The organism is Granulicella tundricola MP5ACTX9, assembly GCF_000178975.2.
Lineage (GTDB): Bacteria > Acidobacteriota > Terriglobia > Terriglobales > Acidobacteriaceae > Edaphobacter > Edaphobacter tundricola.
In genome coordinates, this window is record NC_015064.1 from 1487762 (window position 1) to 1513621 (window position 25860).

At 61.9% G+C, this 25860-nt stretch carries 29 protein-coding genes; 10 read left to right on the top strand and 19 right to left on the bottom strand.

Going from position 1 to position 25860, the window contains the following annotated elements:
- Positions 1-19: 19 nt before the first annotated feature.
- From mtnA to ACIX9_RS06345, 11 genes are all read right to left on the bottom strand, one after another.
- A complete protein-coding gene (gene mtnA / locus ACIX9_RS06295; protein WP_013579644.1) occupies positions 20-1063 on the bottom strand; it encodes an S-methyl-5-thioribose-1-phosphate isomerase in 1044 nt (347 codons plus the stop codon).
- A gap of 137 nt (positions 1064-1200) precedes the next feature.
- Positions 1201-1662, bottom strand: coding sequence for a nuclear transport factor 2 family protein (locus tag ACIX9_RS23585; protein WP_013579645.1), 462 nt, complete (start codon positions 1660-1662; stop codon positions 1201-1203).
- Between the two features lie 68 nt (positions 1663-1730).
- A complete protein-coding gene (locus tag ACIX9_RS23590; RefSeq protein WP_083808401.1) occupies positions 1731-2255 on the bottom strand; it encodes an SgcJ/EcaC family oxidoreductase in 525 nt (174 codons plus the stop codon).
- 55 nt (positions 2256-2310) lie between these two features.
- Entirely contained in the window at positions 2311-3138 is an 828-nt protein-coding gene (locus ACIX9_RS06310; protein WP_013579647.1) for a helix-turn-helix domain-containing protein, read from the bottom strand.
- Between the two features lie 36 nt (positions 3139-3174).
- A complete protein-coding gene (locus tag ACIX9_RS06315; protein ID WP_013579648.1) occupies positions 3175-3834 on the bottom strand; it encodes an orotate phosphoribosyltransferase in 660 nt (219 codons plus the stop codon).
- 26 nt (positions 3835-3860) lie between these two features.
- Complete coding sequence (locus ACIX9_RS06320; protein WP_013579649.1) at positions 3861-4052, bottom strand: hypothetical protein; 192 nt, start codon at positions 4050-4052, stop codon at positions 3861-3863.
- On the bottom strand, positions 4049-4348 hold the full coding sequence (locus tag ACIX9_RS06325) for a ribbon-helix-helix protein, CopG family (protein WP_013579650.1): 300 nt from the start codon (positions 4346-4348) through the stop codon (positions 4049-4051). The genes ACIX9_RS06320 and ACIX9_RS06325 overlap by 4 nt, the downstream gene beginning before the upstream one ends.
- Positions 4349-4386: 38 nt before the next feature.
- On the bottom strand, positions 4387-5184 hold the full coding sequence (locus ACIX9_RS06330) for a CPBP family intramembrane glutamic endopeptidase (protein WP_013579651.1): 798 nt from the start codon (positions 5182-5184) through the stop codon (positions 4387-4389).
- Between the two features lie 20 nt (positions 5185-5204).
- Positions 5205-6368 carry a glycosyltransferase family 4 protein gene (locus ACIX9_RS06335; RefSeq protein ID WP_013579652.1) on the bottom strand — a complete coding sequence of 388 codons (1164 nt, stop codon included), beginning with the start codon at positions 6366-6368 and terminating at the stop codon, positions 5205-5207.
- Positions 6365-7420 (bottom strand): CgeB family protein, encoded by a 1056-nt coding sequence (locus ACIX9_RS06340; RefSeq protein WP_013579653.1) that lies wholly within the window; start codon positions 7418-7420, stop codon positions 6365-6367. The genes ACIX9_RS06335 and ACIX9_RS06340 overlap by 4 nt, the downstream gene beginning before the upstream one ends.
- On the bottom strand, positions 7417-7875 hold the full coding sequence (locus ACIX9_RS06345; protein WP_013579654.1) for a MerC domain-containing protein: 459 nt from the start codon (positions 7873-7875) through the stop codon (positions 7417-7419). Before ACIX9_RS06345 ends, ACIX9_RS06340 begins: the two co-directional genes overlap by 4 nt.
- 182 nt (positions 7876-8057) lie before the next feature.
- Here ACIX9_RS06345 and ACIX9_RS06350 point away from each other — a divergent pair, with 182 nt between their 5' ends.
- Positions 8058-8525 (top strand): hypothetical protein, encoded by a 468-nt coding sequence (locus ACIX9_RS06350; RefSeq protein ID WP_013579655.1) that lies wholly within the window; start codon positions 8058-8060, stop codon positions 8523-8525.
- Here the strand turns inward: ACIX9_RS06350 and ACIX9_RS06355 are convergent.
- Entirely contained in the window at positions 8514-8783 is a 270-nt protein-coding gene (locus ACIX9_RS06355) for an anti-sigma factor family protein (RefSeq protein WP_013579656.1), read from the bottom strand. The two genes, ACIX9_RS06350 and ACIX9_RS06355, sit on opposite strands and share 12 nt — an antisense overlap.
- Positions 8774-9388 (bottom strand): sigma-70 family RNA polymerase sigma factor, encoded by a 615-nt coding sequence (locus ACIX9_RS06360; RefSeq protein ID WP_041596967.1) that lies wholly within the window; start codon positions 9386-9388, stop codon positions 8774-8776. The genes ACIX9_RS06355 and ACIX9_RS06360 overlap by 10 nt, the downstream gene beginning before the upstream one ends.
- Positions 9389-9626: 238 nt before the next feature.
- On the opposite strand from ACIX9_RS06360, the gene ACIX9_RS06365 reads away from it, so the two are divergent.
- On the top strand, positions 9627-10361 hold the full coding sequence (locus ACIX9_RS06365) for a hypothetical protein (RefSeq protein ID WP_013579658.1): 735 nt from the start codon (positions 9627-9629) through the stop codon (positions 10359-10361).
- Positions 10362-10373: 12 nt separating this feature from the next.
- Positions 10374-10910, top strand: coding sequence for a type VI secretion system amidase effector protein Tae4 (locus tag ACIX9_RS23595; RefSeq protein ID WP_049789240.1), 537 nt, complete (start codon positions 10374-10376; stop codon positions 10908-10910).
- Positions 10911-10988: 78 nt separating this feature from the next.
- Here ACIX9_RS23595 and ACIX9_RS06375 read toward each other — a convergent pair whose 3' ends face one another.
- Both ACIX9_RS06375 and ACIX9_RS06380 read right to left on the bottom strand, forming a co-directional pair.
- Positions 10989-14798: a carboxypeptidase-like regulatory domain-containing protein gene (locus ACIX9_RS06375; protein WP_013579660.1), complete on the bottom strand. Its 3810-nt coding sequence runs from the start codon at positions 14796-14798 to the stop codon at positions 10989-10991.
- A 295-nt stretch (positions 14799-15093) separates the two neighbouring features.
- Entirely contained in the window at positions 15094-16647 is a 1554-nt protein-coding gene (locus tag ACIX9_RS06380; protein WP_013579661.1) for a sigma 54-interacting transcriptional regulator, read from the bottom strand.
- 183 nt (positions 16648-16830) lie between these two features.
- Between ACIX9_RS06380 and ACIX9_RS06385 the strand changes: the two genes are divergently transcribed.
- Positions 16831-17307 carry an Hcp family type VI secretion system effector gene (locus ACIX9_RS06385; protein WP_013579662.1) on the top strand — a complete coding sequence of 159 codons (477 nt, stop codon included), beginning with the start codon at positions 16831-16833 and terminating at the stop codon, positions 17305-17307.
- A 4-nt stretch (positions 17308-17311) separates the two neighbouring features.
- Here the strand turns inward: ACIX9_RS06385 and ACIX9_RS06390 are convergent, their stop codons facing one another.
- Positions 17312-17626: a tetratricopeptide repeat protein gene (locus ACIX9_RS06390; RefSeq protein ID WP_041596969.1), complete on the bottom strand. Its 315-nt coding sequence runs from the start codon at positions 17624-17626 to the stop codon at positions 17312-17314.
- 48 nt (positions 17627-17674) lie between these two features.
- Here ACIX9_RS06390 and ACIX9_RS06395 point away from each other — a divergent pair, with 48 nt between their 5' ends.
- The 5 genes from ACIX9_RS06395 to dnaJ all read left to right on the top strand — a co-directional run bounded on the left by ACIX9_RS06395 (position 17675) and on the right by dnaJ (position 22195).
- Positions 17675-18196 carry an acyl-CoA thioesterase gene (locus ACIX9_RS06395; protein WP_013579664.1) on the top strand — a complete coding sequence of 174 codons (522 nt, stop codon included), beginning with the start codon at positions 17675-17677 and terminating at the stop codon, positions 18194-18196.
- A 75-nt stretch (positions 18197-18271) separates the two neighbouring features.
- Positions 18272-19102, top strand: coding sequence for an Mrp/NBP35 family ATP-binding protein (locus tag ACIX9_RS06400; RefSeq protein WP_013579665.1), 831 nt, complete (start codon positions 18272-18274; stop codon positions 19100-19102).
- Between the two features lie 84 nt (positions 19103-19186).
- Positions 19187-20275, top strand: a complete 1089-nt coding sequence (gene hrcA, locus ACIX9_RS06405) for a heat-inducible transcriptional repressor HrcA (RefSeq protein ID WP_013579666.1) — start codon at positions 19187-19189, stop codon at positions 20273-20275.
- A gap of 149 nt (positions 20276-20424) precedes the next feature.
- Entirely contained in the window at positions 20425-20970 is a 546-nt protein-coding gene (locus ACIX9_RS06410) for a nucleotide exchange factor GrpE (protein ID WP_013579667.1), read from the top strand.
- A gap of 73 nt (positions 20971-21043) precedes the next feature.
- Entirely contained in the window at positions 21044-22195 is a 1152-nt protein-coding gene (dnaJ, locus tag ACIX9_RS06415) for a molecular chaperone DnaJ (protein WP_013579668.1), read from the top strand.
- Between the two features lie 78 nt (positions 22196-22273).
- On the opposite strand, the gene ACIX9_RS06420 is transcribed toward dnaJ, so the two are convergent.
- On the bottom strand, positions 22274-23041 hold the full coding sequence (locus tag ACIX9_RS06420; protein ID WP_013579669.1) for an RsmE family RNA methyltransferase: 768 nt from the start codon (positions 23039-23041) through the stop codon (positions 22274-22276).
- Between the two features lie 69 nt (positions 23042-23110).
- Positions 23111-23668 carry a hypothetical protein gene (locus ACIX9_RS06425; RefSeq protein WP_013579670.1) on the bottom strand — a complete coding sequence of 186 codons (558 nt, stop codon included), beginning with the start codon at positions 23666-23668 and terminating at the stop codon, positions 23111-23113.
- Positions 23669-23747: 79 nt separating this feature from the next.
- On the opposite strand from ACIX9_RS06425, the gene ACIX9_RS06430 reads away from it, so the two are divergent.
- Positions 23748-24683 carry a hypothetical protein gene (locus ACIX9_RS06430; protein WP_157477349.1) on the top strand — a complete coding sequence of 312 codons (936 nt, stop codon included), beginning with the start codon at positions 23748-23750 and terminating at the stop codon, positions 24681-24683.
- Between the two features lie 41 nt (positions 24684-24724).
- Here ACIX9_RS06430 and ACIX9_RS06435 read toward each other — a convergent pair whose 3' ends face one another.
- Positions 24725-25807, bottom strand: coding sequence for an AI-2E family transporter (locus ACIX9_RS06435; protein WP_013579672.1), 1083 nt, complete (start codon positions 25805-25807; stop codon positions 24725-24727).
- Positions 25808-25860: the final 53 nt, after the last annotated feature.

The window sequence follows — 25860 nt, forward strand, 5'->3', positions numbered from 1 at the left end:
GACACCTTCCAATGGCTGGTCATTGCGCGGCCATGGCTCGGATGGATTCTTCAAAGGGGGCTTTGAGGACTCCGCGTTCTGTGATGATGGCGGTGATGTACTTGAAAGGCGTTACGTCAAAGGCCGGGTTCTCGATTCCTACGCCGGTGGGGGTCATCTGGCGGCCGTTGGAGTGGGTGACCTCGCGGGCGTCGCGCTGTTCGATGGGGATGAGATCACCGGTGGCGGTTGCCAGGTCGAGAGTGGCCCAGGGGGCGGCTACGTAGAACGGGATGCCGAACTCCTTGGCCAGGATGGCGACGCCGTAGGTGCCGATCTTGTTGGCGGTGTCGCCGTTGGCTGCGATGCGGTCCGCGCCGACGATGCAGGCCTGGATGCGGCCCTTGCTCATGAGGGATGCGGCCATGTTGTCGCAGAGGACGGTGGTGGGGATATTGTCCTTCATGAGCTCCCAGGCGGTGAGGCGCGCGCCCTGGAGGTAGGGGCGGGTCTCGTCTGCGAGGACGGAGATCTTGTGGCCCTTTTCTACGGCGGCGCGGATGACTCCGAGGGCGGAGCCGTAGCCGCAGGCGGCTAATGCGCCGGCGTTGCAGTGGGTGAGGATGGTGCCTTCCTGGGGGAGGAGGTCTGCGCCGAAGGCTCCGAGGGTGCGGCAGTTGGCGATGTCCTCGTCGTACATTTCAAGGGACAGGGCGACTACGGCTTTTTTGATCTCTGGGATGGGGGTGTTGGCTGCGGCGAGGGTGTTGTACAGATCGCGCACGCGGCCGATGCCCCAGAAGAGATTGACAGCGGTGGGGCGGGTGGCGGCGAGGTGGTCGCAGATCTCGGCGACCTCTGCGTTGAGGGTCGGGATGTCGGTGGCGGTGGAGCGGTCAATGCCGATGGCGACGCCCATGGCTCCGGAGACGCCGATGACCATGGCGCCGCGGGTGATCATGTCGCGGATGACGGTGGCGACTTGTTTATAGTCGGTGGCGAGGACGTAGGTTTCTTCGAGGGGAAGCTTGGTTTGATCGAGGAAGTTGATGCCTTCAGGGAGCCATTCTAGGGTGGGAATCATGTCTTGATTAGTTTATCGCGGATGGGGTGGTGGGCGCGGATGACGAGAGGGACGTTTGTCAGGTACTTCTTCTAACCATCGAGATCGTTCTCTTGCGAATCCGGCTAGCTCTTGCAGCGAGTCGTTGCGCATCATGGTTAGTAATGCTTCACTGCGGGATCGTAGATGGTGGCCTGCCGCGCGATCATCATCCAGTCGCCATCTTTGTATTGCCATACGTTTGTGGATCGCCTGTGCAGGAGCTTGCCCTTGTCGGGACCGAATGCGGGCGTGTAGGTATCTTCTCCCATGGTTACCGCGATGTTGCCGAAGAACTGGACCTTCTCCAGCGTCGACTTATAGCCGGACTCGTAGTCCACTTGGCCGTCCTTCAGGGCTTGAAAGATCTCGGCACGCGTCAGCACGGTGTCGTTTGGACCGTTGACGATCATCTGCGGCGACCATAGTTTTTCTAAGGCAGCCTGGTCGTGCGTTGCGAGCGCTTTGCCAAGCGCCTGGCCAGCGCTCGCCAGCTTGCGCTTGGCATCAAGATCATCCTGGGCGTGAAGGGTGGAGACCCCCACCAACAAGAACAGCGACACGATCATGCGTAAGAACACGATTTGATCTCCTCCTTACGGAAGTGGGTTACACAGGCGTTTCTGCTTCGAGACGGGGTTGAACGAAGCTACTGTGCTGGCGGCTTCATCGAAGCTCTGGGATCGATCGATGAGTTCTCCGACGCGCGAATCAGCCACTTGCCATCCCGCTTCACCAAGACCATGATCCCCATGTTCTGAAGCCCCTTCACGAGATGCCCGTCCGGCGTGGTGAAGTCGTCAAGTTGCGACTTCTGTACGACCAGCGCAACACCGGGCGCGATCTCACTTTCCTCATGGGAGAGGGTATGCACGTTGACGCCTTTGTAGCGCCCTTCAAGCAGCACGCGGTGCATCTCGGTCACCTCTTCGCGGCCGTGCCAGTGCATGCCGACGATGTTCACCCAGTCACAGTCTTCCGTCAGCATGGCGCGGAATGCATCCATGTCACGCTTTGCCCAGGCATCTTCAAATCCGTGAACGACGGCTACTATTTCCCTCTTGTCTGCAGCAGAGAGCATCAACAACTCCTCCGGGCCTTTAGGTTGCGCATACAGTGGCCGGGTTGGGCCATAGAAGCAGAGAGCCAAAGCAACAATACATAAAATCTTCATGCCTCAATTTAGCCAGTCATGCCTTCGCGGTATAGGAAAAATGCGACATCGTCTCTCACGACTGCGGCGGCGCAGCACGCAGCGCCGCGAACTCCAAGGGCGTCGCTCCGGTCATGGCGCGGAAATCCCTAACTAGATGGGATTGATCGAAGTAGCCGCACGAATTGGCGACCTCCGCCCAATTGCTTCCCGAGCCTGCCAACTCCAGCGCGTGATCGAGCCGCAGCAGCCTCCCGAAGACCTTGGGCGAAACCCCAATCTGCTCGTGAAACAAACGTTCCAGATGCCTTGTGCTGACTGCCGACCCGGCGGCGATCTTTGCCACCGCCATCTTTCCACGAGACCTTTGCATGGCCGCCGCTGCTTGATGGGCAACGCGGCTCTCCGCAGAGATGCCGAGCGCCCGCGCGCGTTTCAGCAGGTATTGTTCCGCAACTGATTCCCACTGAGCCGGGCCGACCGCTGCAAGCTGCCCATGCATTTCGACGATCTCTCGACCCAATACGTGTTCCGCTTCCAAAGCCCGGTCCCGCAGCGCGCTCGCGGGAATGCCAAACAGCGCACGAAAGCCAACCGGTGAAAAGCGAATGGAAAAAACCTGCAACGACCCTGAAAGCTTCAGGTCTTCTTTCCGCTGTGTGCTCGGGCCCACCAGGACGCAACGTGGGGCCCAATGCTCGGTTCCGGTCGTCACCGTCACAATCCGGTAGCGACCCTGCAGATAAAACTCCAGGAAGCAGTCACGCCGGGCCGGCAGTGGGATATAGACCTGACTCGTTCCGAACTCTGCTGCGCGAAAGCCGTAAGCCTCTACAAACGGCCACAGCTCCGCGCAGGGTCTCCACCGTCGTACTGTCATCGGTCGAACGATCAGGGAGCTCATGCAGTCACTCCAGGACTAACATCGGCGAGGAAGTTTTCAGACAGATTTATGGGCGCGGCGGACGTCGGTGGCGGTGAAGACGGGGATGAAGGGGACGTCGCCTTCATTTGTCTTGAGGGCGGCTTCGATTTTGGCTCGGCCGCCTTGTTCGCGGTCGACCAGGCAGAGGACTCCTATGACCTTCATGCCGGCTGCGCGGGTGGCTTCTATGGCCTGGATGGTGGAGCCGCCGGTGGTGCAGACGTCGTCTACGATGACGACCTCGGCTCCGGGTTGGAGGAAGCCTTCCAGGAGGCGGCCGGTGCCGTGGGTTTTTTCGGCTTTGCGGACGAGGAAGCCGTGGATGAGGGTTGGGGCGGGCTCTTCTTCGGCGGGGGCGTCGAGGTCTAGTTCCGAGGTGAGGAGCTGGATCTCTTCGTAGTCGGCGAGGGCTGCGGCGCTGGCGGTGGCGGTGTTGGAGACGAGGGGGTCGGCGCCCATGGTGAGGCCGCCTACGGCGACGGCGGTGGGGAGGTGCTGGCGGATGAGCTCGTAGAGGACGATGCCGGAGAGGCGGCCGCCTTCGGCGTGGAGGGTGGTGATGCGGCAGTCGATGTAGTAGTCGGACTTTGCGCCGGAGGCGAGGGTGAAGTCGCCGAGCTTGAAGGAGAGGGTGGCGATGAGGTCGAGGAGGGCGGCGCGTGGGTTGGCGGGCATGGATCTAGTGTAGCGAGAACGCAGGGCTAGTTGCCGGGGAGGATGAGTTTTGAGGAGCGCTGCGCGATCGATAGAGTGGTTTCGATGACTGCGAGGCGTATGTCGTGATCTTTGACGTTGCTGGTAAGGTCTTTCATTTCTGAGGAGAGGCGTTTCAGCTCGTCACTGACGAGGAAGATTTTGCGGATGATTTCGTAAACATCGCTGCCGAGGGTCATGCTCGTTGCTCCCGTCGCTGGCGCATCTGGGCAAGATCTTCCGCGATCTCAACGCGGGCATTACGAGTGGAGATCAGAGCATCGTCGAGGGCAGCGTTCATCTCTGCGAAGAGTTTTTTGAGCTGATGCTCTTCGGAATCGCTCGAGCCGCTCTGGTAGGCGTTGAGGGAGCGGCGAAGGATTTCGCTGGAAGAGACCTTTTCTTCGCGGGCCAGTTTGAGGAGGCGCTTCTTTTCATTAGGCCGGAGGAGAACTACGGTTCTTTGCGAGGGGGTGTTTGGGGTCGCGGTCGCCATGTGTCGATGCTACACCCATGTGCCTGTACCTGTGCGTGTCATGACACTTTGTCCAGATGGCGGTAGCCTCCCGTGGAGACGAAGAGGGTGATGAAGACGGAAAGATTGTAGAAGGCGTGGACGAGGGTGGAGGCGGCGGTGGAATCGGTATAGAGGCGGATGGCGCAGAGGAGGAGGGAGACGCAGGCGAGGAGGGCTACGGCGGCCCAGGTGTAGCCGAGTTGGGGAGCGTGGATGGCGGCGAAGAGGAGGCTGGTGATGATCGAAGAGATGATGAGTGCGACGGGCGAGAAGGAAGTTGAGGTGCGCCAGGTTTCGAGAGAGTCCGGGGTTTTGGGGAGTTTCATATAGTCGATGGCGATGGCGAGGGCGGGCAAGAGGAGGCCGCGGAAGAGGATTTCTTCAAAGGCGGGAGCTAATAATGTGCCGAAAAACGTGAGGAACCAGACCATTTGTGGGGTCTTGAAGTAGTCCTCCATGGGGACGGATTTGGGCATGGTGATGAGGGATTCGACCGCCTGGAGGAGGAAGCCTAGGACCAGACCGAGTGGAATGAGCTTGGGGGCTTGTGCGCGGGCTTTGACGAGGTTCCAGTGGATGCCCTGGGCAAAGGTTTCGGACCAGATGTGGGGGTAGATGAAGCGGGCGGCGAGGAGGGTGAGGAGGTAGGTGAGGGTGGTGGCGGCCAGCTGGAGGCGCTGATTTTGCAGGGCTTCGAGCGTGTGGGTGCGGCCGAAGAGGGCAAGGATGACCGCTTCCGACGCTACGAAGGCGATGACGGCCAAGAGGAGGAAGAGGAGGGTGTGGCCGAGGTGGGGGAGGCGGCGGGAGGTCATCAGTGTCGATTGTCCGGGCTCTAGGTGCGGCCGTGTTTTTCAAGGAGTGCGTTGTAGTGGGCGAACATGCGGTCGCCGTACTCGTTCCAGCCGCCGAGGTGTTCGACGCGGGTGCGGGCGGCCTGGCCGAGGGCGTCTGCGAGGCCGGGGTTGTCGGCCAGTTGTTGGAGGCGATCTGCGAGGGCGTCCGGGGATGCGGGTGGGACGATGAAGCCTTCTATGCCGTCGGTGAAGAGGTCCGGAGAGCCGGTGACGTTGGTGGCCAGGACGGGGCAGCCGGAGGCCATCGCTTGGGCCTGGACCAGGGCCAGGCCTTCCTCCACGCTGGGGAGGACGAGGACGGTGCTACCGCTCATGATGGTGTTGAGGTCGTGCTGGCCGAGGTGTCCGTGGAAGCGGATGTCCGGGCGGTTGCGGTAGGGGGCGAGGACGGGGGCGTAGTCGAGCGACTCCGTGCCGACGAGGTGGAGGGTCTTGTTGGGGTGGGTGACGCGATCAAAGGCTTCGAGGAGGTAGTGGACGCCCTTGCGGACGGAGAGGCTACCGACGAAGAGGACGCGCAGCTCTGACTGGGGCGGGCGCTCGAGGGGCTGGAAGCGGTCGACGTCTACGCCGTAGGGGGTGAGGAGGAGTTTTTCGCGGGGGATGCCGTGCTGGACGAAGGTATCGAGGCAGACGGAGGAGGGGAGGGTGATGGCGTCGGCTAGTCCGTACTCGGCGAGCTCGTATTCGATGGCGATGGGTGGGGTGGGGGTGAAGGGCAGGCCGAGCCGGTCGTACTCGGGGCGGAGGATCTCGTCCGGGTGGAGGATGTGGGTGGAACCGCGATCGACGATGAGGAGCGCGCCCTTGTTGCGGGCGGCGCGGGCGGATTTGAGGTTGAAGCCGGAGAGCCAGTGGAAGATGTCGTACGGCTTCATGCGGAGGCGGGCGTACTGGTCGAATGAGACGCGGTCCAGGGCGCTGATGGCTCGGGTGATCGAGGCCGGGACCTTGCCGCCGGTGGCCATGTACGGGCCGTGGACGTAAGGAAAGGAGTCTACGAACTGGCGTGGGACGCCTTCTTGCTGAAGCTTGAACCAGGGGTATCCGGTGATGACGGTGGCCAGGGCGTCAAAGCGGAGGAGCTGGCGGGCTAAGGCGAAGGTGTGGAATTTTCCGATGGTGGCGAGCGCGACCTTCATTGTGCGGGCACCTTTGCGCGTGCGGCCTTGAGGGCTTCTACCCGCTCGATAAGGAGCGCGACCTGATGGTCGTAGTTATAGCCGCTGCGCCGGGCGCGTTCCATGCCGGCGGCTGCGATGCGGTTACGTGCAGCTTCATCGGGGAGATAGCGCTGGATGACTGCGATGCATTCCTTCAGGCCCGAGAAGAAGACGGCTTCTTCGCCTTCGACGAAGCGAGCGCTGTGACCTTCCGAGCGTTCCGCGAGCAGGAAACCACCGCAGGCGGCGATCTCAAAGCTCTTTTGCGTGACCTCATCCTGATTGGATTTGGTGAGGAAGCTGACGTTGATCTTGGAGCGCCAGATGGCTTCGCGGTACTCCTTCTGGGCGAGTTCGCCTTCGCGATAGAGCTGCTGGTAGAGGTCTGTCGAGAGGGCTCGCTGCCAGGCGTTGGGCGAGCCGGAGATGACGACGGGAAGTCCGGCTGCATGGAGGCTGGAGAGGAAGCCGGCGCGATCGTCGTAGGGTGTGCCGAGGAAGGAGACGCCACGGTTTCGCTGGGCGTCCGTGTAGGGCTCAGGCGGGGGAAAGTGGATGGCCTGATCGTAGGCGGTCTGGGTCTTGATGACGTCGCGTGCTCCGCGCTGGGTGAGATCGTGGACGCTGACATCGCGCTGGGTGACGTGGAGATCGAAGAGCGTGATGGATTTCTTGTAGAGACGCCAGCCGGGATCTTTGCGAGGGCCGAAGGCGTTATCGATGACGTAGCAGAGGGTAAAGATGCTCTGGGCCTGAAGCTTGCGGATGGTGCCGGGGCGGAGGGAGAGAACCTTGTCCGCGAAGAGGAGGTCGACCTTTTCTTCGGTCGCGATGCGCGGGAGGTCGCGATTGAGGCGGTTGACGCCGGGACCTATGACGAGGCGGAAGGCGATGCGATGAAGGTTCGGATTTTTCTCTTCATACGCGTCTGTGTCAAAGGGGATGACAGTATGGCCGAGACGTTGAAGCGCGAGCATCCGCGTGTGAGTGGACGCGACCGGCTTCATGGATCCTGCGTACAAGATTTTCATGCTGGGTCAAGGGTACAGGGAATCAGAGTGGATCGGGTGCAGGCGCAGTCGCGGCAGAAGGTGTGGTTGAGGCGGTGGGCGGCGATCATGAAGGCGCTGCCGAGGAAGGTGATGGCAACCTCATACCAGTGGGCGGGGAGGCTGTCTCCGGCGAAGGCTGCGAAGAAGATGCAGGCGAGGCCGGCGGCCATGAGAATGAGGATGCGGCGGCGGCGATGTGTGCGGAAGCCTCGAATGAGGGCGATTACGCCGAGGAGGGCTACGAGGAGGGCGAGGGTTCGGTGGGTGCGCTCCTCCGACGGCAGGAGGTGGGCGAAGACTGCGGAGAGGGAGAGCAGGACCGGGGTGATGAGGCAGTGGAGGATGCAGGCTGCGGAGGCGTAGACGCCGAGGCGGTCTGGCCAGGCGGAAGTCTGGGGCTGGATGTGGGATTGGGAGCTGGCTTGGGTGAACATGGGATCTCTCCTTACTAATGATAATACAATAGCGGTAGCAGGATGAGATTGAATCCGGGGATTGCCCTGGCGAACCTCTGCCGCTCCCCTTGATGAGGTTGGTGCAGTCCAATGCACGCGGCAGGGAAGACAGCCGCGAGGACCCGCTTGGGTAGACGATAATGGCAGCAACAGGTGGTCAGGTGAGCGTGAACGAGGCGGTCAGGACGCGGGATGTGAGCGGGGATGCTGGCGCAGGGGCTGTGGCGCAGGAGAGGTCGTGGGTTCTGGCCTGGACGAGCCTGTTCTTCATCCTGCTGCAGAGTGTGTGCTCCGCGTTTATGGCGATCAGTGGATTGCGGCTGCTGATTGGAGTGGGATCGCTGGCGGCGGCTACGTCAGGGGCGAAGTTTCTGGACAGGATTCACGGCGGGCCCATCCGGATCCCGATGATGATCTTTGCGGTGGCTGGATCGGTGATCAACCTGTACTCGATCTGGCGTGCGCGGCGGCTGAGGGCGCGGCCTTCTTCACAGTGGAGGATGCAGCCGCTGGCTCCTGCGAAGCGGCGGGCGGAGGCGATCCAGATCGGGATTGCGCTGATGACGCTGGTCCTGATCGGGGTGGAGTGGGTGGGGCATGTGCGGACGTTCGGCGGGCTACTCCGGTAGCCTGACGGGTTCGTCTTGAGCGGCGAGCTTCATCTCCTGGGCGAGGCGGGCGTGGAGACGGTCACTGAAGCCGAGGGGCAGCTCGAAGACTCGCTCATCCGCGGTGAGGACGAGGATATTGCGTGTGGAGTCCAGGATGGCGGAGCAGATCTCGCAGTGTTCGAGGTGACGCTGCACCTCAGCGAGCAGAGTGGGGTCCAGTGTGCCGTCCAGGTATGCGGAGATGTGAGTCCAGACGTGTTTGCATTCTAGGACCATTGAAACCACCTCCTTTTTGGATTCATCTTCTTGAGTTGCGGCGCAAGATTCTTCTGCAGCATGATTCTTGCGCGATGTAAGCGGACTTTAAGGGATGCGACGCTGATCTGCATGACGGTCGCGGCTTCGTTGGTGCTGAGTTCCTCGACATCGCGGAGGAGGAAGACCTCTCGATAGTGCGGGGGAAGTGCGGCGATGGCGTCCTGCAACATGAGGCGGACCTCCTGCCGTTCGAGGGCGTCCGAAGGAATCTCCCGCCAGTCTCGGAGGAGGGCGGGTGAGATCTTTTCGGGCTCGTCGTCGAGGGATTCCATGGGTAGGATATTTTGTCTGCGCAGGCGGCCGCGCGCCTCGTTGAGCGCGATGCTGATGAGCCAGGTGGAGAATTTGGCTTCGCCACGGAAGGCATGGAGGTTGCGGAAGGCCTTGAGGAAGGCCTCCTGGGCGGCGTCCTCGGCGTCGGCCTCATTACGGAGGAGCGAGATGGCCATGGCGAAGACGCTGCGCTCGTAAGGGCGGATCAGCTCGTGGAAGAGCTCATTGTCGCCGGCGAGGATGGCGGCGATCATCTGGGGCTCGTTGCGCGGGTTGGGGGCTTCGAGCATGGACCGGGGGCCTTCTCCTTTCATTGGAGTGAGATAGAGGGAGAAGGTTACACGGTCAGGATTGTTTGGTGCATGGTCCTGGAATGATTGAGGGGTGTAGGGCGGTGGGGGAGTCGGCTTTGCCGATGAGGTACGCGATCGTTTGGTGGGGGAGAGGGTGTCTTTTTTTGGAAAAATGTTGCCCATTTTTGTCTGTGAGGTCTTAGAGTGGTTGGCGATCCCGGAATCAGGAGAGCAAGTGCCGAGAATCTCTTTCATCCGCCAATTCTGCTTTGCCGCTGCCCTTCTGCTGGTGGTGGGGCTTACAGGCGTGAATGCTCGGGGGATGGGCGAGCCACAGGGTGCGGGGCTGTTGACCGCGGATCGAGTCACGGTGGAGCGGTCGTCGCAGTTGCCAGGCAAAGGCAGCCGGACGGTCTACGGGTTGAGCGAAGGCCACGACCATGGGGAGCTGATCGTGGACCGGATGGAGGACAAGCGTCTGAAGCCGGAGCTGCGGTTCAATGTGTGGGCAGGCGACGTGCATAGCTTTCGCGACGATCCTGCACTGCCGCTGGAGCGCAGACTGGCATTCTTTCGGCCCCTGATGAAGCGCTTTCTGGAGACGGAGAAGCCGGACCCAGCGTACGGGCTTCTGTTCTATGGCTACAGCAGGCTTTATGAGCGGCTGCCGGAGCTTGCGGCTAAGGATAGCGGCTGGAACCGGACGAAGGGGCAGCCAGTGTCGAAGCAGCCGGGATATGGGTATCTGGAGTCGTTGTTGACGCGCGGCGGAGCTTACCGGGAGTTGGCCGAGACGATGGCCGGGTTTCACTATCGGGTGGGGATCGCTGGAGGACTGGAAGAGCTTCGGGTGCTTCCGGTGTCAAAGCTCAACGAAGGACAGCGGGCCCATCTGCCGGTGGATGTGAAGGCGAACGACCTTCTGCCGGCACGCATTGCAATCGATTTCAGACTGACAGCCGATCAATAAACCATAGGAGAGATGATGGCAAACCCTGCGCCGCACGTCTACAAGACGCTTCCGAGCTTCAGCCAGATGTTGAGCAATTATCCGCATGAGGGCGGCCCTGAGGTTCCGAAGACGCTGATCGGGGGCGACGTGAATGCGGCGTGGATCACGGATACGTGCGCGATCCGGATGAGCCGTGCGTTGAACTACTCGGGGTTTCCCATCCCGGCGCAAGGCCACTCAAAGATGTATGTGGTCAAGGGCGGCGACGGTATGTGGTATGCGATCCGGGTGGCTGAACTGAAGGCTTGGCTGCAGGCGAAGTTAGGACCGCCGTCGGTGGCTCCGGTGCGTGGGCAGAAGATCTCGATGGACGCTTACAAGGGCAGGAAAGGCATCCTGGCGCTGAAGATTCACTATGCGCCTCGCCCGGGAGAGAATACGGCGGCGGCAGGGCATATCGACCTTTGGGATGGGACGCAGTTTGCGGGGGAATACAGCCAGCAGGGACAGGAACAGGACGACTTCGACGTGGCAGAGGATGCGGTGTTGTGGTTTGCCACCGACTGAAGGATGACGGTTTGGGTTGAGTTCGGTGGAACCCATGTCTCAGAAGCGAGACATGGGGCACCCGGGTTGCTAGTTGGTTTAGAAGATGTACTTGCCGGAGAACTGCATCTGGCGGGGCTGGAGGAGGAGGGCGTTGGGGCCTCCGATGTAGGCACCGAAGTTGGAGCTGGTGCCGTCGGTCTGGAGGGCTGGGTTGTTGCCGCCGCCGGAATTGAAGCGGTTGGTGTTGAGGACGTTGAAGACCTCTGCGGAGATGCGGAACTGCTGCTCGCGGAAGGTGCGGAAGGACTTGGAGAGGCCGTCGTCGATGGAGAGGTAACCATCTGCGCGGAAGTTGTTGCGCTGTCCGGATTCGCCCGGGTAGGCGAAGCGGAGGTTGGCGAGAGCCTGGGCGGAGGTGACGCCGTTGAGTGCGGTCTCGGTGAGGTTGGGGGCGTCGTAGTGGTGGCCGCCGGTGGGGATTGGGCCGGTCTGGACCATGTTGCTGGAGAAGGCGAAGTTGGTTCCGTAGGTATTGGCGGCGACGGCGCTGAAGGGGAAGCCGGTGCTGTAGTGGACGACGCCGTTCAACTGGAAGCCGCCGATGATGCGCTCAAGGAGGCCGCCGTTGTGGAGGAACATCTGGCCTGCGCCGAAGGGCAGCGGCAGGGTGTAGTTGGCGGTGATGTTGTGGCGTACGTCGAAGTCCGAGACGCCGTACATCTGGGCGGGCGAGAAGGTGTTGAGGATGGGGCTTGCGCCTTCGCCGCTGCGCTCCGGGTCTGAGCCGAGGTCCATGGACTTGGCGTAGGTGTAGTTGATGTCGTACTCAAAGCCGTGGCCGAGAGCCTGGCGGACGGAGAGTTGAAGGGCGTGGTAGTTGCTGGTGCCGATGGTGGACTGAACGTAGATGGACGAGGTCTGGGGATAGAAGAAGCGGAAGGACTGGCCGGCGGGTGAGGTGGTTGGGTCGGTGTCCGCGTTGAAGAGGGCGTTGGTCTCGTTGCCGCGGTTGTCTGCGAGGGAGGCGTAGTAGGCCTGGGCTCCGTAGTAATAGAGAGCAGGAGTGCTGGAGGTGGCGGCCTGGTACTGGTAGGTCAGGTTGGGGAAGACGTTTTTGAAGTAGCCGGTGTTCTGGATGGTGGCGGGGCTGACGCCGGCGTCGATGAGCTTTGCGTAGGCGGTGGCGGCCTGGAAGTAGCTCTGGCCGCTGGCGGGATCGACGAGGTTGGTGGGCTGGGCTACGTCGATGTTGGAGAGGAGGTGGCGGCCGAGGCGGCCGACGTAGGATGCGGTGACGTCGAGGTTGTGGTGGAACTCATGCTCGAGGGTGAGGTTGAAGGACTCGGCGTAGGGGGTTTTCTGGTGGTCGTTGATGCTGGTGTCGAAGGAGAAGGCGCTGTCTGCGGGGGTGTTGGGAAGCTGCAGGGCAGTCGTTGCGCCGGGGACGGGCGGGACGATGTTATAGCCGGTGAAGCGGGGGCTGGTGTTGATGTCCGAGAACGAGGTGCGGTTGGCCTTGGAGAGGGAGAGCAGGGAGTTGGCGTTGGACTGGTAGGAGTCGATGACGCCGGAGCCGAAGTGATCATAGGCGAGGGAGAAGCCGCCGCGGATGGAGGACTTGTTGTCCGGGGTGGAGTAGGCGAAGGCGACACGCGGTGCGAAGTTGGCCTTCTGGGGCGTCCAGAAGTTGGGCTGACCGTTGGGCGAGCCGGAGGCGCGGAAAGAGATGCGGGTGGTGTAAGCGGAGCCGGCCGCGGCGGCGGACTCGCGGTTGGCGAGGAAGGTATCGAGCGGGATGGTGGGGGCGATCTGCTGACCGTTCTTCTCATACGGGACGCCGAGGTAGACGTAACGCAGACCGAAGGTGAGGGTGAGGTGCTGGGTGGCCTTCCATTGATCCTGAATGAAGTACTCCTGCTCCTTGTTGACGAAGGTGTGGGTGGGGACGACGCCTGCGCCGAGGGGGACGAGCGAGTTATTGGTTAGAGCAAACTCTGTGCCGGACTGGGAGCGGGTGATCGCTCCGACGTTGGCGATGATGGAGGAGTTATAGAAGTTCTGGAAGGAGGAGGAGACGGTGCCGCAATCGGCGCAGGCGAAGGCTCCGGGGTCCAGGGTGCCGCCCTGGTTGGCGATGGCAGCGGTGGCGAGGAGATTGGGATCGATGATGGCGAGGGAGAGGAGGGGCGAGTCGAAGTACTGGCCGTTGGAGATGAAGTAGAGGTTCACGCCAGCCTGGATGGTGTGGCGGCCCTTAGTGTAAGTGATGTCATCCGCGAAGTTATTGGTGGTGACATCGTAGATGGTGGTGGTGGTCTCAGGCGTGCGGGTGGCGAAGGCACCGAACTCGACGTAGGGCTTGGAGAAGTCTGCGGTGCCGCGGTTGGCGTTGCCGAGACGGGTGAAGCCGTAGCGGGCGTTGTTGATGAGGTGATCGCTGATGTTCCAGATGTCGCCGGCGGCGATGCCCTTGTTGTTGCCGTAGGTGTTGGAGGCTCCGACCTGGCCGGGGAACTGGAGGGCTGCGGCCTGGTTATCGCTTTGGAGGTTGCCGCGGACGAAGAGGGTTTGTTTGGGGCTGAGGTTGTAGTCCAGGCGGACGATGTTGGTGATCTGGTGGACGGGCGCGGGGGAGGTGAAGTTATAGGTGCCGGTGTTGTATCCGTCGCCGGTGGCGTTGGAGTTGGCGAGAGGAAAGGTCTTGAAGTAGGCGACGGCGGCTGCGTTGGTGGAAGGTGCGGCGCAGGCGGAGATGGGAGTACAGGCGGAGTCCGAGGCGCGTCCGTCGAGCGAGGCGATGTCTGCGGGGGTGAGGGTTTTGAGGACGGTTCCGTTCTGGCAGGTGGCGGAGGTGGGACAGGCTGAGTAGACGACGTTTCCAGTGACAAGACCGGCTCCGCCGAGGACGGAGGGGACCGTCTGCGAGACGAGGATGGAGCTGGCCTGCTTGAAGCCTTCATAGGCGGCGAAGAAGAAGAGCTTGTCCTTCTTGATGGGCATGCCGAAGGACGCGCCGTAGGTGTGCTCGAGGACCTTGGCGGCGGTGTTGGGGAGGCCGGAGTTGAGCTGGGCCTGCTTGTTGAACCAGTTGTTGGAGGTGGTGGCGGGATCGCGATAGAACTCGTATGCGCTGCCGTGGAAGGTGTTGGTTCCGCTGCGCGTCACGAGCGAGACCTGAGCGCCGGAGGAGCGACCGGAGTCCGCGTTGGCGTTGGTGGTGGTGACGCGGAACTCTTCTACGGAGTCGCGGGTGGAGCGGAGTGCGCCGTTGAAGGCGTAGCCGAAGACCTGGTCGTTGTTGTCTACGCCGTCGAGAGTGATGTTGGACTGGTCCTGGCGCGCGCCGTTGACGATGCCGGTGCGGGGATCGGTATTAAGGCCGCCGGTCTGGGCACCGCTATCGAGGGCGAGGACGCCGGGCTGGAGCGAGAGGAGGTAGGTAACGTTATTGGCGAGATAGGGGAGGTTCTGGACCTGGGCGCTGTTGAAGGCCTTGCCGAGTGTGGCGTCGGTGGTGTTGACCTCTGCCAGATTGGTCTCTACGTTGACGACCTCACTGGTGCCGACGGAGAGCTTGAAGGTGAGCTTGACGGGGGTGGCGACGAGGAGCTCAACCTTCTGGAGCTGCTCTGAGAAGCCGGGGGCAGTGACGTGGACCTGGTAGGTGCCGGGAGCGATCTGGTCGAAGGAGAACTCGCCCTTGGACTGGCTCTGGGTGGTCTGGGTCTTGTTGGTGGCGGCGTTCTCAATGGAGATGTTGGCTCCGGGGACGATGGCTCCGGTGTTGTCTGTCACGGTGCCCGAGAGGGAAGAGGTGTTGTTCTGGGCGATGAGCGGCGCGGAGATGGCGGCGAGGGGAAGAGCGAAGAGCAGGGCGGCGTTGAGCCGGGTGGAACGAGTGCGCATGTACAGCCTCCGAGAAGCGAGCAGGTGTATGTGTCTGCAGGGCGAGCGCCGCGAGGTGCGGGTTCGGCTGAGATCTCAGTGAATGTCAGATTGCTTGCTCAGAGCTTATGCGAAGGGGGTGGTGCGGAGGGATGAGTTGGGGATTGGGTTATGGGAGGGATAGAAGGATTCGATTGGTGAGACTTTTTGACGTGGGTCACTTCAGACCGGGAATAATCGGAGGCCTACGTGAAACTGAGGCAACAGCCGCGTGTCGCGGCCGTTGCCTCAGGTGGTTGGTCATGGAATAAGTGCTTTAGTTGAAGCCTCGGCGGCTGCGGTTTCTTGGGTTGTCTTCGAACTCTCGGTCGCGGACCCTCTCTGCGAACTCTGAGGCGTCCTTGTTGCGCTGCTTCTTTTCCGCCGCGGTGAAGGCTCGCTCTTCACTGCGGCTGATGCGCTTGTGGGCGGTCATGCCTTCGAGGAGGAACTCGGCTGCTGAGACGGCGATCTCCGGCTGGGACTTGGCGGTGATGTGGAAGGGAGTCAGCTTGTCGAAGAGGCCCTGGATGCCCTTGAGGGCGGTGAGGACGGCGGCGGAGGACTGGGTGTCGTCAAACTGGACGGTGCCGCCTAGGTTGAACCACTGCTCGATCTGCTGGGTGTTCTGGTCGGCGAAGTACTGGTCGAAGACGGTGGCTACGCTGGTGCGGATGATCTCGCGGATGACGGTGTCGGCACCGCGCATCTCGCCCTCGTACTCGAGCTCGATCTTGCCGGAGATGCCGGGGAGGGCGGCGTAGATGTCGCCTACACGGGGGACGACGGTGCTCTCACCGTGGATGAGGGCGCGGCGTTCGGCGTTGGAGACGACCAATTCCATTGTCGAGATAGGCAGGCGCTGGGAGACGCCGGAGCGCTTGTCGACTTTCTTATCTTCGCGTGCTGCGAAGGCGATGTTCTCTACGATCTGGCGAATGTAGTGGGGGATCTCGATCTTGGAGATGGCGTCGTTGCCTGCGGCGTAGGAGCGGGCGGTCCAGGCTTCCTGCTCGGTGATGCTGATGGCTTCGTCGATGGACTCGGGGTAGTGGGTGCGTATCTCTGAGCCGATGCGGTCCTTCAAGGGTGTAACGATTTTTCCGCGTGCCGTGTAGTCCTCCGGGTTGGCGGAGAAGACGATGGCTACGTCGAGCTCAAGGCGGACGGGGTAGCCCTTAATCTGGACGTCGCCTTCCTGCATGATGTTGAAGAGAGCGACCTGGATCTTGCCGGCGAGGTCCGGGACCTCGTTGATGGCGAAGATGCCGCGGTTGGCGCGGGGCAGGAGGCCGTAGTGCATGGTGAGCTCGGAGCCGAGCTCCTGGCCGGAGCGGGCGGCTTTGATGGGGTCCACGTCGCCGATGAGATCCGCGACGGTGACGTCAGGGGTGGCGAGCTTTTCTACGTAGCGCTCCTGCGGGGTCATCCATGCGATGGGGGTGTCGTCACCCTGCTCTGCGATGAGGTTTTTGGAGTAGCGGGAGAGCGGGGCATAGGGGTTGTCGCGGAGCTCTGAGCCGGCGACGTAAGGGGACTGCGGGTCGAGCAGGGTGGTGAGGGCGCGGAGGATGCGCGACTTGGCCTGGCCGCGGAGGCCGAGGAGGATGAAGTTATGGCGGGAGAGGACGGCGTTGACGATCTGGGGGATGACGGTGTCGTCGTAACCGACAATACCAGGGAAGAGCGGGGCTTTGGTCTTGGCGGTCTCGCGAAGGCGCACGATGAGGTTGTCGCGGAGCTCGTCTTTGACGGAGCGGCCGACTAAGGCGGCGGTGAATTCTGATGCGCGGAGTTGGCCGAGGGTCTGGGGGAGTGCGGTGTTCGCCATAGGTGGAAGTATAGACGTTTGAGTGGGGGTAAGGATTCAGGGGACTTGCGCGAGATCAACGGGTGTTAAGGGGCGATTGAGGGAGAGTTGAGCGTGGTTTGAGGACTTTTGTGGCGGCTGGGCGGGAGGATGAGAGTCGAGCCGGGAGGTGATCCGGCTGAAAACTTCTCAAGGAGAGATGTCATGGCGGTCGATTTTTATCTGGAGTTGAATGGGATTACGGGAGAGTCTGAGGTGGCGGCGTTCAAGGGACAGATTCAGGTGCAGTCCTATTCCTTTGGCGGGACGAACGTCTCGTCGGTGGGCACGAATGGCGGGTCCGGAGCGGGCAAGGTGAATCTGGGGCCGTTGACGATCACGAAGCACGCGGATTCGGCAAGCGGTCCGCTGTTCCTGGACATGTGCAAGGGGACGCATATTCCAAAGGGGATGCTGTCGCTGGTGAAGTCGGGCGGGGGAAGCACGGCTTACATCACGCTCGAAATGACGGAGGTGTTTGTGGCCGGTTTCACGTCGTCGGCTACGGGCGAGGTGCCGGTGGAGACGGTCCATCTGACCTATAAATCGATTCTGTACACGTATAAGGCGCAGGCCGCGGACGGGACGTTGTCGACGAAGGCCCCGGCAGGGTGGGACGTCGTCTCCAACAAGGCGGTTTAGCGAGCTAGCGGGTGGTGAGGTCCTCTCGGAGGGCCTCCATCTCTGCCAGGGCGTGCTGGTTGCCGGTGCGGTTTGCCGTGGCGATGCCCTGGTGGAGGCGTTCGATGGCGGCCTCAGGCTGGGCGTTGGCGGCCATGGTCTGGGCGGACATCTGGTAGGCGGGGACGTAGTCGGGGTTGTGCTGGATGCAGGTGTCGAACTCTGCGAGGGCTTCGGGAATTCTCTTCTGGGAGACTAGTTCCATGGCGAGGCCGTAGCGGGCGAAGGAGTCGGTGGGGTTCTGCTGGAGGATCTGGGAGAGCATTGCGAGCTTGTCCATGATGTCTATTTTAGATGGTGCCTCGGGTGGCGGTTTAGACTTATAGGTATGAGTGACGAAGTTGTTTTGAGGGCGGTGCGGGAGTCGCAGTCGGAACGGAGCGAGATTATCTTTCCGGGCGATGCGAATGCGCTGGGAAACCTGTTCGGCGGACGCTTGATGCAGTTTATGGACCTGACCGGGGCGATGGCTGCGAGCCGCCACGCTCGTGCGATCACGGTGACGGCGAGCATGGATCACCTGGACTTTGTGGCGCCGGTGCATGTGGGCGATCTGCTGATCCTGAAGGCGAGTGTGAATCGGGCGTTCAAAACTTCTATGGAAGTAGGCGTGAAGGCTATGGTCGAGGACGTGCGGAAGCAGCGGTTGCGGCATGTTTCTTCGGCTTACATTACGTTTGTGGCGGTGGATCAGAATGGGGCGGGACTGGTGGTGCCGCAGCTTCTTCTGGAGACGGATCATCAGCGTCGGCGGTATGAGGATGCTGGTCGGCGACGGGAGATGAGGGCGGGAGAGACTGCGAGACGGAAGAGGCTCCGGGAGGAGTTGACTGCGGATTGGCATCTTTGAGGCAGTGATGGTGCAGTGGTAAGTAGTGATCGGGTAGTGGTAGGGCAGTAAAGGCAAGGACCTTAGGAGAGTTTGATGAGCGCAGGACATGGTGTACCGCAGGGGCCTCAGCCGCTGCCGGGTGTTTCGCATGTAGTGGCGGTTGGCAGTGGCAAGGGTGGGGTTGGGAAGACGACGGTTGCGGTGAATCTGGCCGTGGCGCTGGGGCGGATGGGGTATCGGGTGGGGTTGGTGGACGCCGATATCTATGGGCCGAATGTGCCGACGATGCTGGGCGTGACGCGCCAGCCGAACGTGATCGGCGAGAACCGGATTGAGCCGATTCTTTCGCATGGGGTGAAGTTTATTTCGGTGGGGCTGATCTCGCCGGGCGACAAGCCCATGATGATGCGCGGGCCGATGCTGCACCAGATCATCCGCCAGTTTCTGATGCAGGTGGAGTGGGGCGACCTGGACTTTCTGCTGATCGACCTGCCTCCGGGAACGGGTGATGTGGTGATCTCGCTGGTGCAGACGGTGCCGCTGACCGGGGCTGTGGTGGTTTCGACGGGGTCGAGCGTGGCGCTCGAAGACGCTCGTAAGGCGCTGGAGATGTTCCACCAGGTGAAGGTGGAGGTGCTGGGTCTGGTCGAGAATATGAGCCAGATGCGGATGCCGGACGGCTCCATGCTGGATGTGTTTGGCGCGGGTGGGACGGAGCGGACGGCGCAACAGTTTGGCCTGGAGTTCCTGGGTTCCGTCGACATGAATCCGGCTGTGCGGAAGGGCGGGGATACGGGAATGCCGGTTGCGCTGGCTGGGCCGGACTCTGAGCTGGGGCGGAATTTTTATGATGTGGCGAAAAAGGTTGTTGATGCCGCAGAGCGGGTCGCTGATGCCGAGGGAGATGTGCTGGAGATCAGCTAGTCAAGGTATGAGTGTCCTGTTGTCAGATTTTGTTGCATCGGCTTGACGGACGGGGTAAGCTTTAAGTTACCGGGGGTGATCTCGATGGCTGACGAGCGGATGGAGCGGGTGACGGCGCGGCAGCGTTCGATCCTGATGGCGATCGTGGAGCGGTATATCGAGACCGGGGAGCCCGTGGGCTCGGGAACGGTTGCTGCCCTGAGTGGTGCGGCTGCGGTCAGCCCGGCGACGGTGCGGAACGAGATGGCGGCGCTGGGTGAGGCTGGATTGCTGGAGCAGCCACATACTTCTGCAGGCCGGGTTCCGACCGCTAAAGCCTTTCGATTGTTCGTAGAAAGGCTGGGACCTCTAGCTTTGGTTTCAGGCGGCGCGAGGCTTTCCGACACATCGCGTCTCGACATTGACCGGCGGTTTGCGGATGTGGCGGGGACGCAGGCGGTGCTGGAGCGGACGAGCCATGTGTTGGCTGCGCTTTCAAGCGGCGTCGGCGTGGCGATTGCGGCGGTCCCGGATGGAGATCAACTGGAGCATGTGCATTTCTCCCATCTGACCGCGATGCGGGTTCTGGCCGTGGTCGTAACGCGGGGCGGCGTGGTGCGGGACCGGGTTCTGGCGCTGAAGACGGACCTGACGGCGCTGGAGCTTGAGACTGCGGCGCGGTTCCTGAATGAGAACTTCCGGGGCTGGGAGATCGAACGGGTCAGGGCGGAGATTGCGCTGCGGGTAGAGCGCGAACGCAGCGAGTATCAGCGGATGCTGAACTCGGTGGAGCAGCTCTGGGTGATGGCGGTGCCGGTGACCGGGGGCGTGAGCCAGACGGTCTATGTGGAGGGGGTTTCAAACCTCGTTGGTTCGAGGCCGATGGGCGGGGCGGACGACCGGGAGCGGCTGCGGGAGATGCTGGGTGCGCTCGAAACGAAGCAGAGGCTGGTGGACCTGCTGAATGCGTATATCGATACGCGGCAGGAGAGCGTGAGGGTGGTGTTCGACCTGGAGGAGCAGGCTCCGGAGATGGCTGGGCTGGTGCTGATTGCAGCGCCGGCGCGGATAGCGGGTGAGAGCCGCGGGACGGTGGCGGTGATTGGGCCGACGCGGATGCAGTACGAGCGGACGATGAACGCGGTGGGGTATATCGCGCAGGTGCTGGAGCGGCAGGGGATGGGATTCAGGTGAGGCTAGGGCCTGATGGAGCAGGGCCTAGGGCCTAGGGATTAGGAAAGGCGAGTTCTATGGCAGGGAAGAGCGGTTGGGACAAGGTAGCGAAGTGGGCAGGAATTGGCGACAATAGAACGGACGAAACAGAAAACAGGAGCGGAGTAGCAATGTCGGAAGAGATGATTGAACAGGATTTGGCAGCGAACGAGGCGAGTGGACCGGTGATGGTTGAAGATGCGATGGAGCAGAGCGCGGCGGAACTGACCCAGGTGAAGGGCGAGCGGGACCAGTTGCTCGACCGTCTGGCGCGGCTGCAGGCGGAGTTCGATAACGCCCGGAAGCGTGAGATCAAGGAACGGCAGGATGCGCGGGAGTACACGATCGGCAGTACGGTTGAGCCGTTCCTGAGCGTGATGGATAACTTTCAGCTGGCGTTGAAGGCGCAGGGATCGGCGGACCAGTTGCGGATGGGCGTCGAGCTGATTTTGAAGCAGATGGAAGAGGCTTTGAAGAGTCTGCAGGTGACCCCGGTAGAGTCGGTTGGGACGCAGTTCGATCCTCGCGTCCATGAGGCGTTGGGAAGCGTGGAAACGGTTGAGTTCCCGGATCATCAGGTGCTGGAGGAGATTCGCCGCGGATACAAGATTCGCGAGAAGCTTCTGCGGCCTGCGATGGTGAAGATTGCCGAGAACAAGGCAGTCGTGAACGACTAAGAACAGGGCCTAGGGTCTAGAGCCTAGGGCCTAGAGAACAAAGACGGATTTTGGTTGAGAGATTAGAGAATAGATGGCTACTGCGAACGTGACAAAGGTCGATTACTACGAGTTGTTGAGCGTGTCCAAGGACGCGGACGGGCAGGAGATCAAGACTGCGTATCGCAAGCTTGCGATGCAGTATCACCCTGACCGGAATCCGGACAATCCTGAGGCCGAGGCGAAGTTCAAGGAGTGCTCTGAGGCCTACTCGGTGCTGAGCGATGCCGAAAAGCGGGCGGCGTATGACCGTTACGGTCATGCTGCGTTCTCTGGCGGCGGTGGTGGCGGCGGCAATCCGTTCCAGGGCGCGGGCGGCGGTTTTGCCGGGCAGGATATGGGGGACATCTTCGGCGATATCTTCGGCGAGATGTTCAACATGGGCGGCAGCGGGCGGAAGGGCTCGCGTGTGCAGCGCGGGCGCGACCTGCGGTACGACATGAGCCTGGAGTTTACGGAGGCTGCGTTCGGCGTCGAGAAGGAGATTACGATCCGGCGCGAAGAGGTCTGCAACGACTGTGAAGGCTCCGGCGCGGCCAGGGGTAAGCCGGCGGCGACGTGCCCGCAGTGCAAGGGCGCAGGGCAGATGCGGTTTCAGCAGGGATTTTTCTCCGTGGCTCGGACGTGTCCGCGTTGCGGTGGTACGGGGACGGTCATTACTGATCCGTGCAAGACCTGCCAGGGACGTACGACGGTGGAGCATGAGCACAGGCTGACGGTGAAGGTGCCGGCGGGTGTCGAAGAGGGCACGCGCATCCGGTACCAGGGCGAGGGCGAGTCCGGTAAGTACGGTGGGCCTTCGGGTGACCTGTATGTCGTGCTGAGCGTGAAGAAGCATAAGTTCTTTGAGCGCGATGGCGACGACCTGCACTGCGTCATGCCGATCAGCTTCCCACAGGCTGTGCTGGGTACGGAGTTGCAGATCGAGACGCTCGAAGGGGCCGAATCGATCAAGGTCCCGGAGGGCACGCAGAGCGGCAAGGAGTTCCGGCTGCGCGGGAAGGGTGTGCCGCATTTGAACGAACGCGGGAAGGGCGACCTGATCGTGGAGGTTCGAGTGGCTACGCCGACGAAGCTGAACAAGCAGCAGCGTGAGTTGGTGAAGCAGCTTGGCGAGACGATGGTGGTGGAGAATGCGCCGCACTCGCGGGGGTTGATTGACAAGGTGAAGGATATCTTCAGCTAGGCGATGGTGAGGATGAAACAGAAGCCCGGCTCATAGCCGGGCTTTTGTGTTTTGCGAGGTGCTTGTCAGCTTGATGCTTCAGGCGAGGAAGGTGCCGGCTATGGCTATTGCGGCGATGGTGGCGGTTTCTGCGCGGAGGATGCGGGGGCCCAGGGTGACGTGGGTCCATTGGTGATGGGTGAAGAGGGACATCTCTTCGGGGGTCCAGCCGCCTTCGGGACCTATAGCCAGGGCGTGGGTGATCTCCTGGGAGTTTGAGGGGATTCCATCCCACGTCTCAGAATCGAGACGTGGGGCACCCAGTGCGGTGGAGAGGGTGAGGGATTGCTCGGTTTCGCTGAGGAGGATGCGGTGCGGGGCGGTCTCGCGTTCAAGGGCTTGCTTGAGGGGGGTGGGGTCTGAGATCTCTGGGGTGGAGGTGCGGCGGGATTGCTGGCTGGCCTCATGGGCGATGCGACGCCAGCGTTCGACGCGTTTGGCGGCGGCTTGGGCCAGGTGTTTTTCGGTGCGGCGGGCCAGAATGGGGGTGATCTTCGCTGCGCCTAGTTCGGTGGCCTTTTCGATGGCCCATTCGAGGTGATCGAACTTGAAGATGGCGAGGTAGAGGTGGAGTGGCAGGGCTGAATCGGATTCAAGCTCTTCGTGGAGGAGGAAGTCGACGCGCTCGGGCGAGACGGCGGTGATCTCCGCGCGGTGGAGGAAGCCGGCGGCGACGACATCAAAGATCTGGCCGGGCTGGGCGCGGAGGACGCGTGCGAGATGGGCGGCCTGGTCGCCGGTGAGGGCGGCGTGCGTAGGGTGGCCTGTGGCGGGGGTGAAGTGATCGGCGATCCAGCGGCGGCGCATAAGGACAGTATGAGGCAGTTTGGGGCAGTGAAAGGCAGTGTAAGGCAGTTGCTTGCTGCTTTGAGATGACTATTTGGGGATGTCGAGGGTCAGGGGAGCCTGGTGGTAAAGATCGATTTCGATGGTGGCAGATTTACGGGCGTTCCATTGGGCTTCTGTGAAGGGGAAGCTGAGGAGGATGGTGCCTTGGAGGGTCTGGCCGGGGTCGATGCGGGTCTCGCGTTTGAGCGGGGTCTGCATGAGGGGTTGGAGTTTGGGGAAGGAGGTCTGGATGTTGGTGAGGTCGGGGTTGGCGAAGGCGGTGACCTTCATGATGGCACCGGACGGGTCGGTGAAGGTGCAGGTGAAGTCGTCGAGGTAGATGGGGATGTGGATCTTGTTGTCGATGCGGACGGTGGTGGCGACGAAGAGTTGGCGTGCGTTCTCGCGGGGGCCCATGACGATGGAGTCGGACTTGAAGACGGTGCTCGTGGGGAGGAGGTCGGTGTGGACGTGGGTGACGGCGACGGAGGCGGTGGGGCGGAGGTGTGCGACCACGGCGAAGATGACGCCAAGGAGCGCGAGGCCGAGGACGATGGGCAGGATGAGAGAACGGCGCTCGGGCTGGGAGAAGCTGGGGTCTGGCACGAGTTCAGGATATCAAGGGCGGCGTGGTTGGGTGTGAGGGAGCGGAGGGAGCTACGATTGGGCTCGGGGGATTTGGCGCGTGATGCGAACTTTGGCGTTGGGGATGATGATGCTGGTCGTGGATGTGTACGGGCTTGGGCAGACGCCTGCGGGCGGGCGGCCGGATGCGTTGAACGCTTTGAATGAATCATTTGTGCCGACGTATCAGGCTCGCGCGGCTCGGCTGGGGGAGACGCATCCGGCTTATGTTGAGGTGGCGGGCGATAGCCTGCTGCTGCACCTGCATGGGCAGCAGGCTTTGAAGGCGCAGGTGCTCGATGAGCGGTATCAGCACTTGAAGGATATTGCGCATGTGCCGTTCACGATCTATCTCACGCTGGCGGGACGCAAGGCAGGGTCTCTGCCGGAGGCGGATCTGGCGAGCATGCGGGGGCTGCTGGAGAAGGTGAATGCGGCGGAGGGTGGGCTGGCTTCGGCTGGGTTCGCGGAGGAGGAGGTGCCGCGGCAGAGGGAGATACTGGGAGCGAGCCGGAGGCTGCTCGAAGGGACGCTGGCGGGGCGTGAGATGGATGTGGCGGCTTTTGCGAAGGCGATGGGGCCGCTGCTGATGAAGAACGCGGATGAGGCCGGCTGTGAGCAGGTGCGTACGACTCATGCGCAGATGATGCGATGGAAGGCGCTGATGTCGCGGGAGGAGTGGGAGACGTTCGCGGTGGTGAACAAAAGCCCGCATCAGCCGCGATACCGGAATGTGGATACGCAGTACTTTGGCTGGCTGCTGGGTGGGGATACGACGGCGTGGGCTTATGCGGGGGAGAGCAGCCGGGTGATCTATGCGGAGACGGTGTTCGGGCCGCAGGATGCTGGGACTGAACTGCTGTCTGTGCTGGTGGACTTTGAGGCGGGTAAGGCGTTCTTTGGGGATAAATGGCGGCTGAGTGAGGATGTTTTGAGCGATGGTGCGGAGCGGTGTGTGAAGGGGTTGGATGTGCGGGATCGGGACTGGAAAAGGTAGTGGAACCCACGTCTCAGAATCGAGACGTGGGGCACCCAAGGCTAGGGGCGTTGGACTGCGTACTCTTCCAGCAGGACGGCGATGAGGGCTGCGGTGGGGACGGCTACCAGGGCTCCTACGATGCCTGCGAGGGCCGTGCCCAGGAGCAGGGCGACGAGGACCGTCAGGCCCATGAGGTCGACCGACGACTTCATGATGCGTGGGGTGAGGAAGGCGTTCTCTATGTTGGCGTAGATGGCGTAGAAGATGAAAACGCCGGCCATCTTGGTCCAGGAGTCCAGCGCGGCCACTCCGGCTGCAAGCAGAATGGTGACCACTCCGCCGGCGATGGGAATGATATTGAGCAGGCCCATCAGGACGCCGAGCAGGATGAAGTATCGGACATGCAGGACGCCGAAGACGATGGTGCTGGTCACGCCCAGGATCAGCATCAGCAGACCTTGGCCGAAGAGCCACTTGCTCATTTTGAGCTCGGCTTTTTTGAGCGTGACGTCCAGGCGGCGACGGCTGTTGAGCGGGACGATGGAGAGGAAGAAGTTGTAGGCGTGCTCGCCTTCCAGCATGAAGTAGATGCAGAGGAAAAGGGCGGTGAGGAGATCGAAGACGTGTGAGAGCCAGTTGGGCAGCGCGCTGAAGATGTACGAGCCGGTGGCTCCAGCGACCGCTTCCGCCTTGGCTGCGATCTGGTCTACGCCGATCTTATCCGCGAGCGGCAGCTTCTTGAGATGGGCGACCGCACCCGGGATACGCGCGGGCAGATCCGCCAGGAAGTTGCGCAGGTCCGTGAGGACGGGCGGCACGGCGATGGTGAAGAAGAGGCCCAGAAAGACGACGGCCGAGAGCAGTAGAAGGATGATGGCGACGGGGCGGCTCGGTTTATACGAGCGGATGCTGCGCTCTGTGATCCAGATCACCATGGGCATGAGCACCACGGCGAAGAGCGCCGCGACATACAGGATCTCCAGCTCTTTGAGGAGCTTGTAGCCCAGGACGAAGAGCAGGATCATCGCGAAGAAGAAGACGATGTTGGAGCGGACGGCGCTCTTGCGCTCGACGACGGACGGCGAGGGCGGTGTGCCCTCGGGTGGTGGATACGGGCTGGTGATCTGGGGCGTGGTGGCCAAAACGGGCTCCTGAAGCGGTGCAAAGTGAGTCAATTTGCTGGACTTAGGAGGTT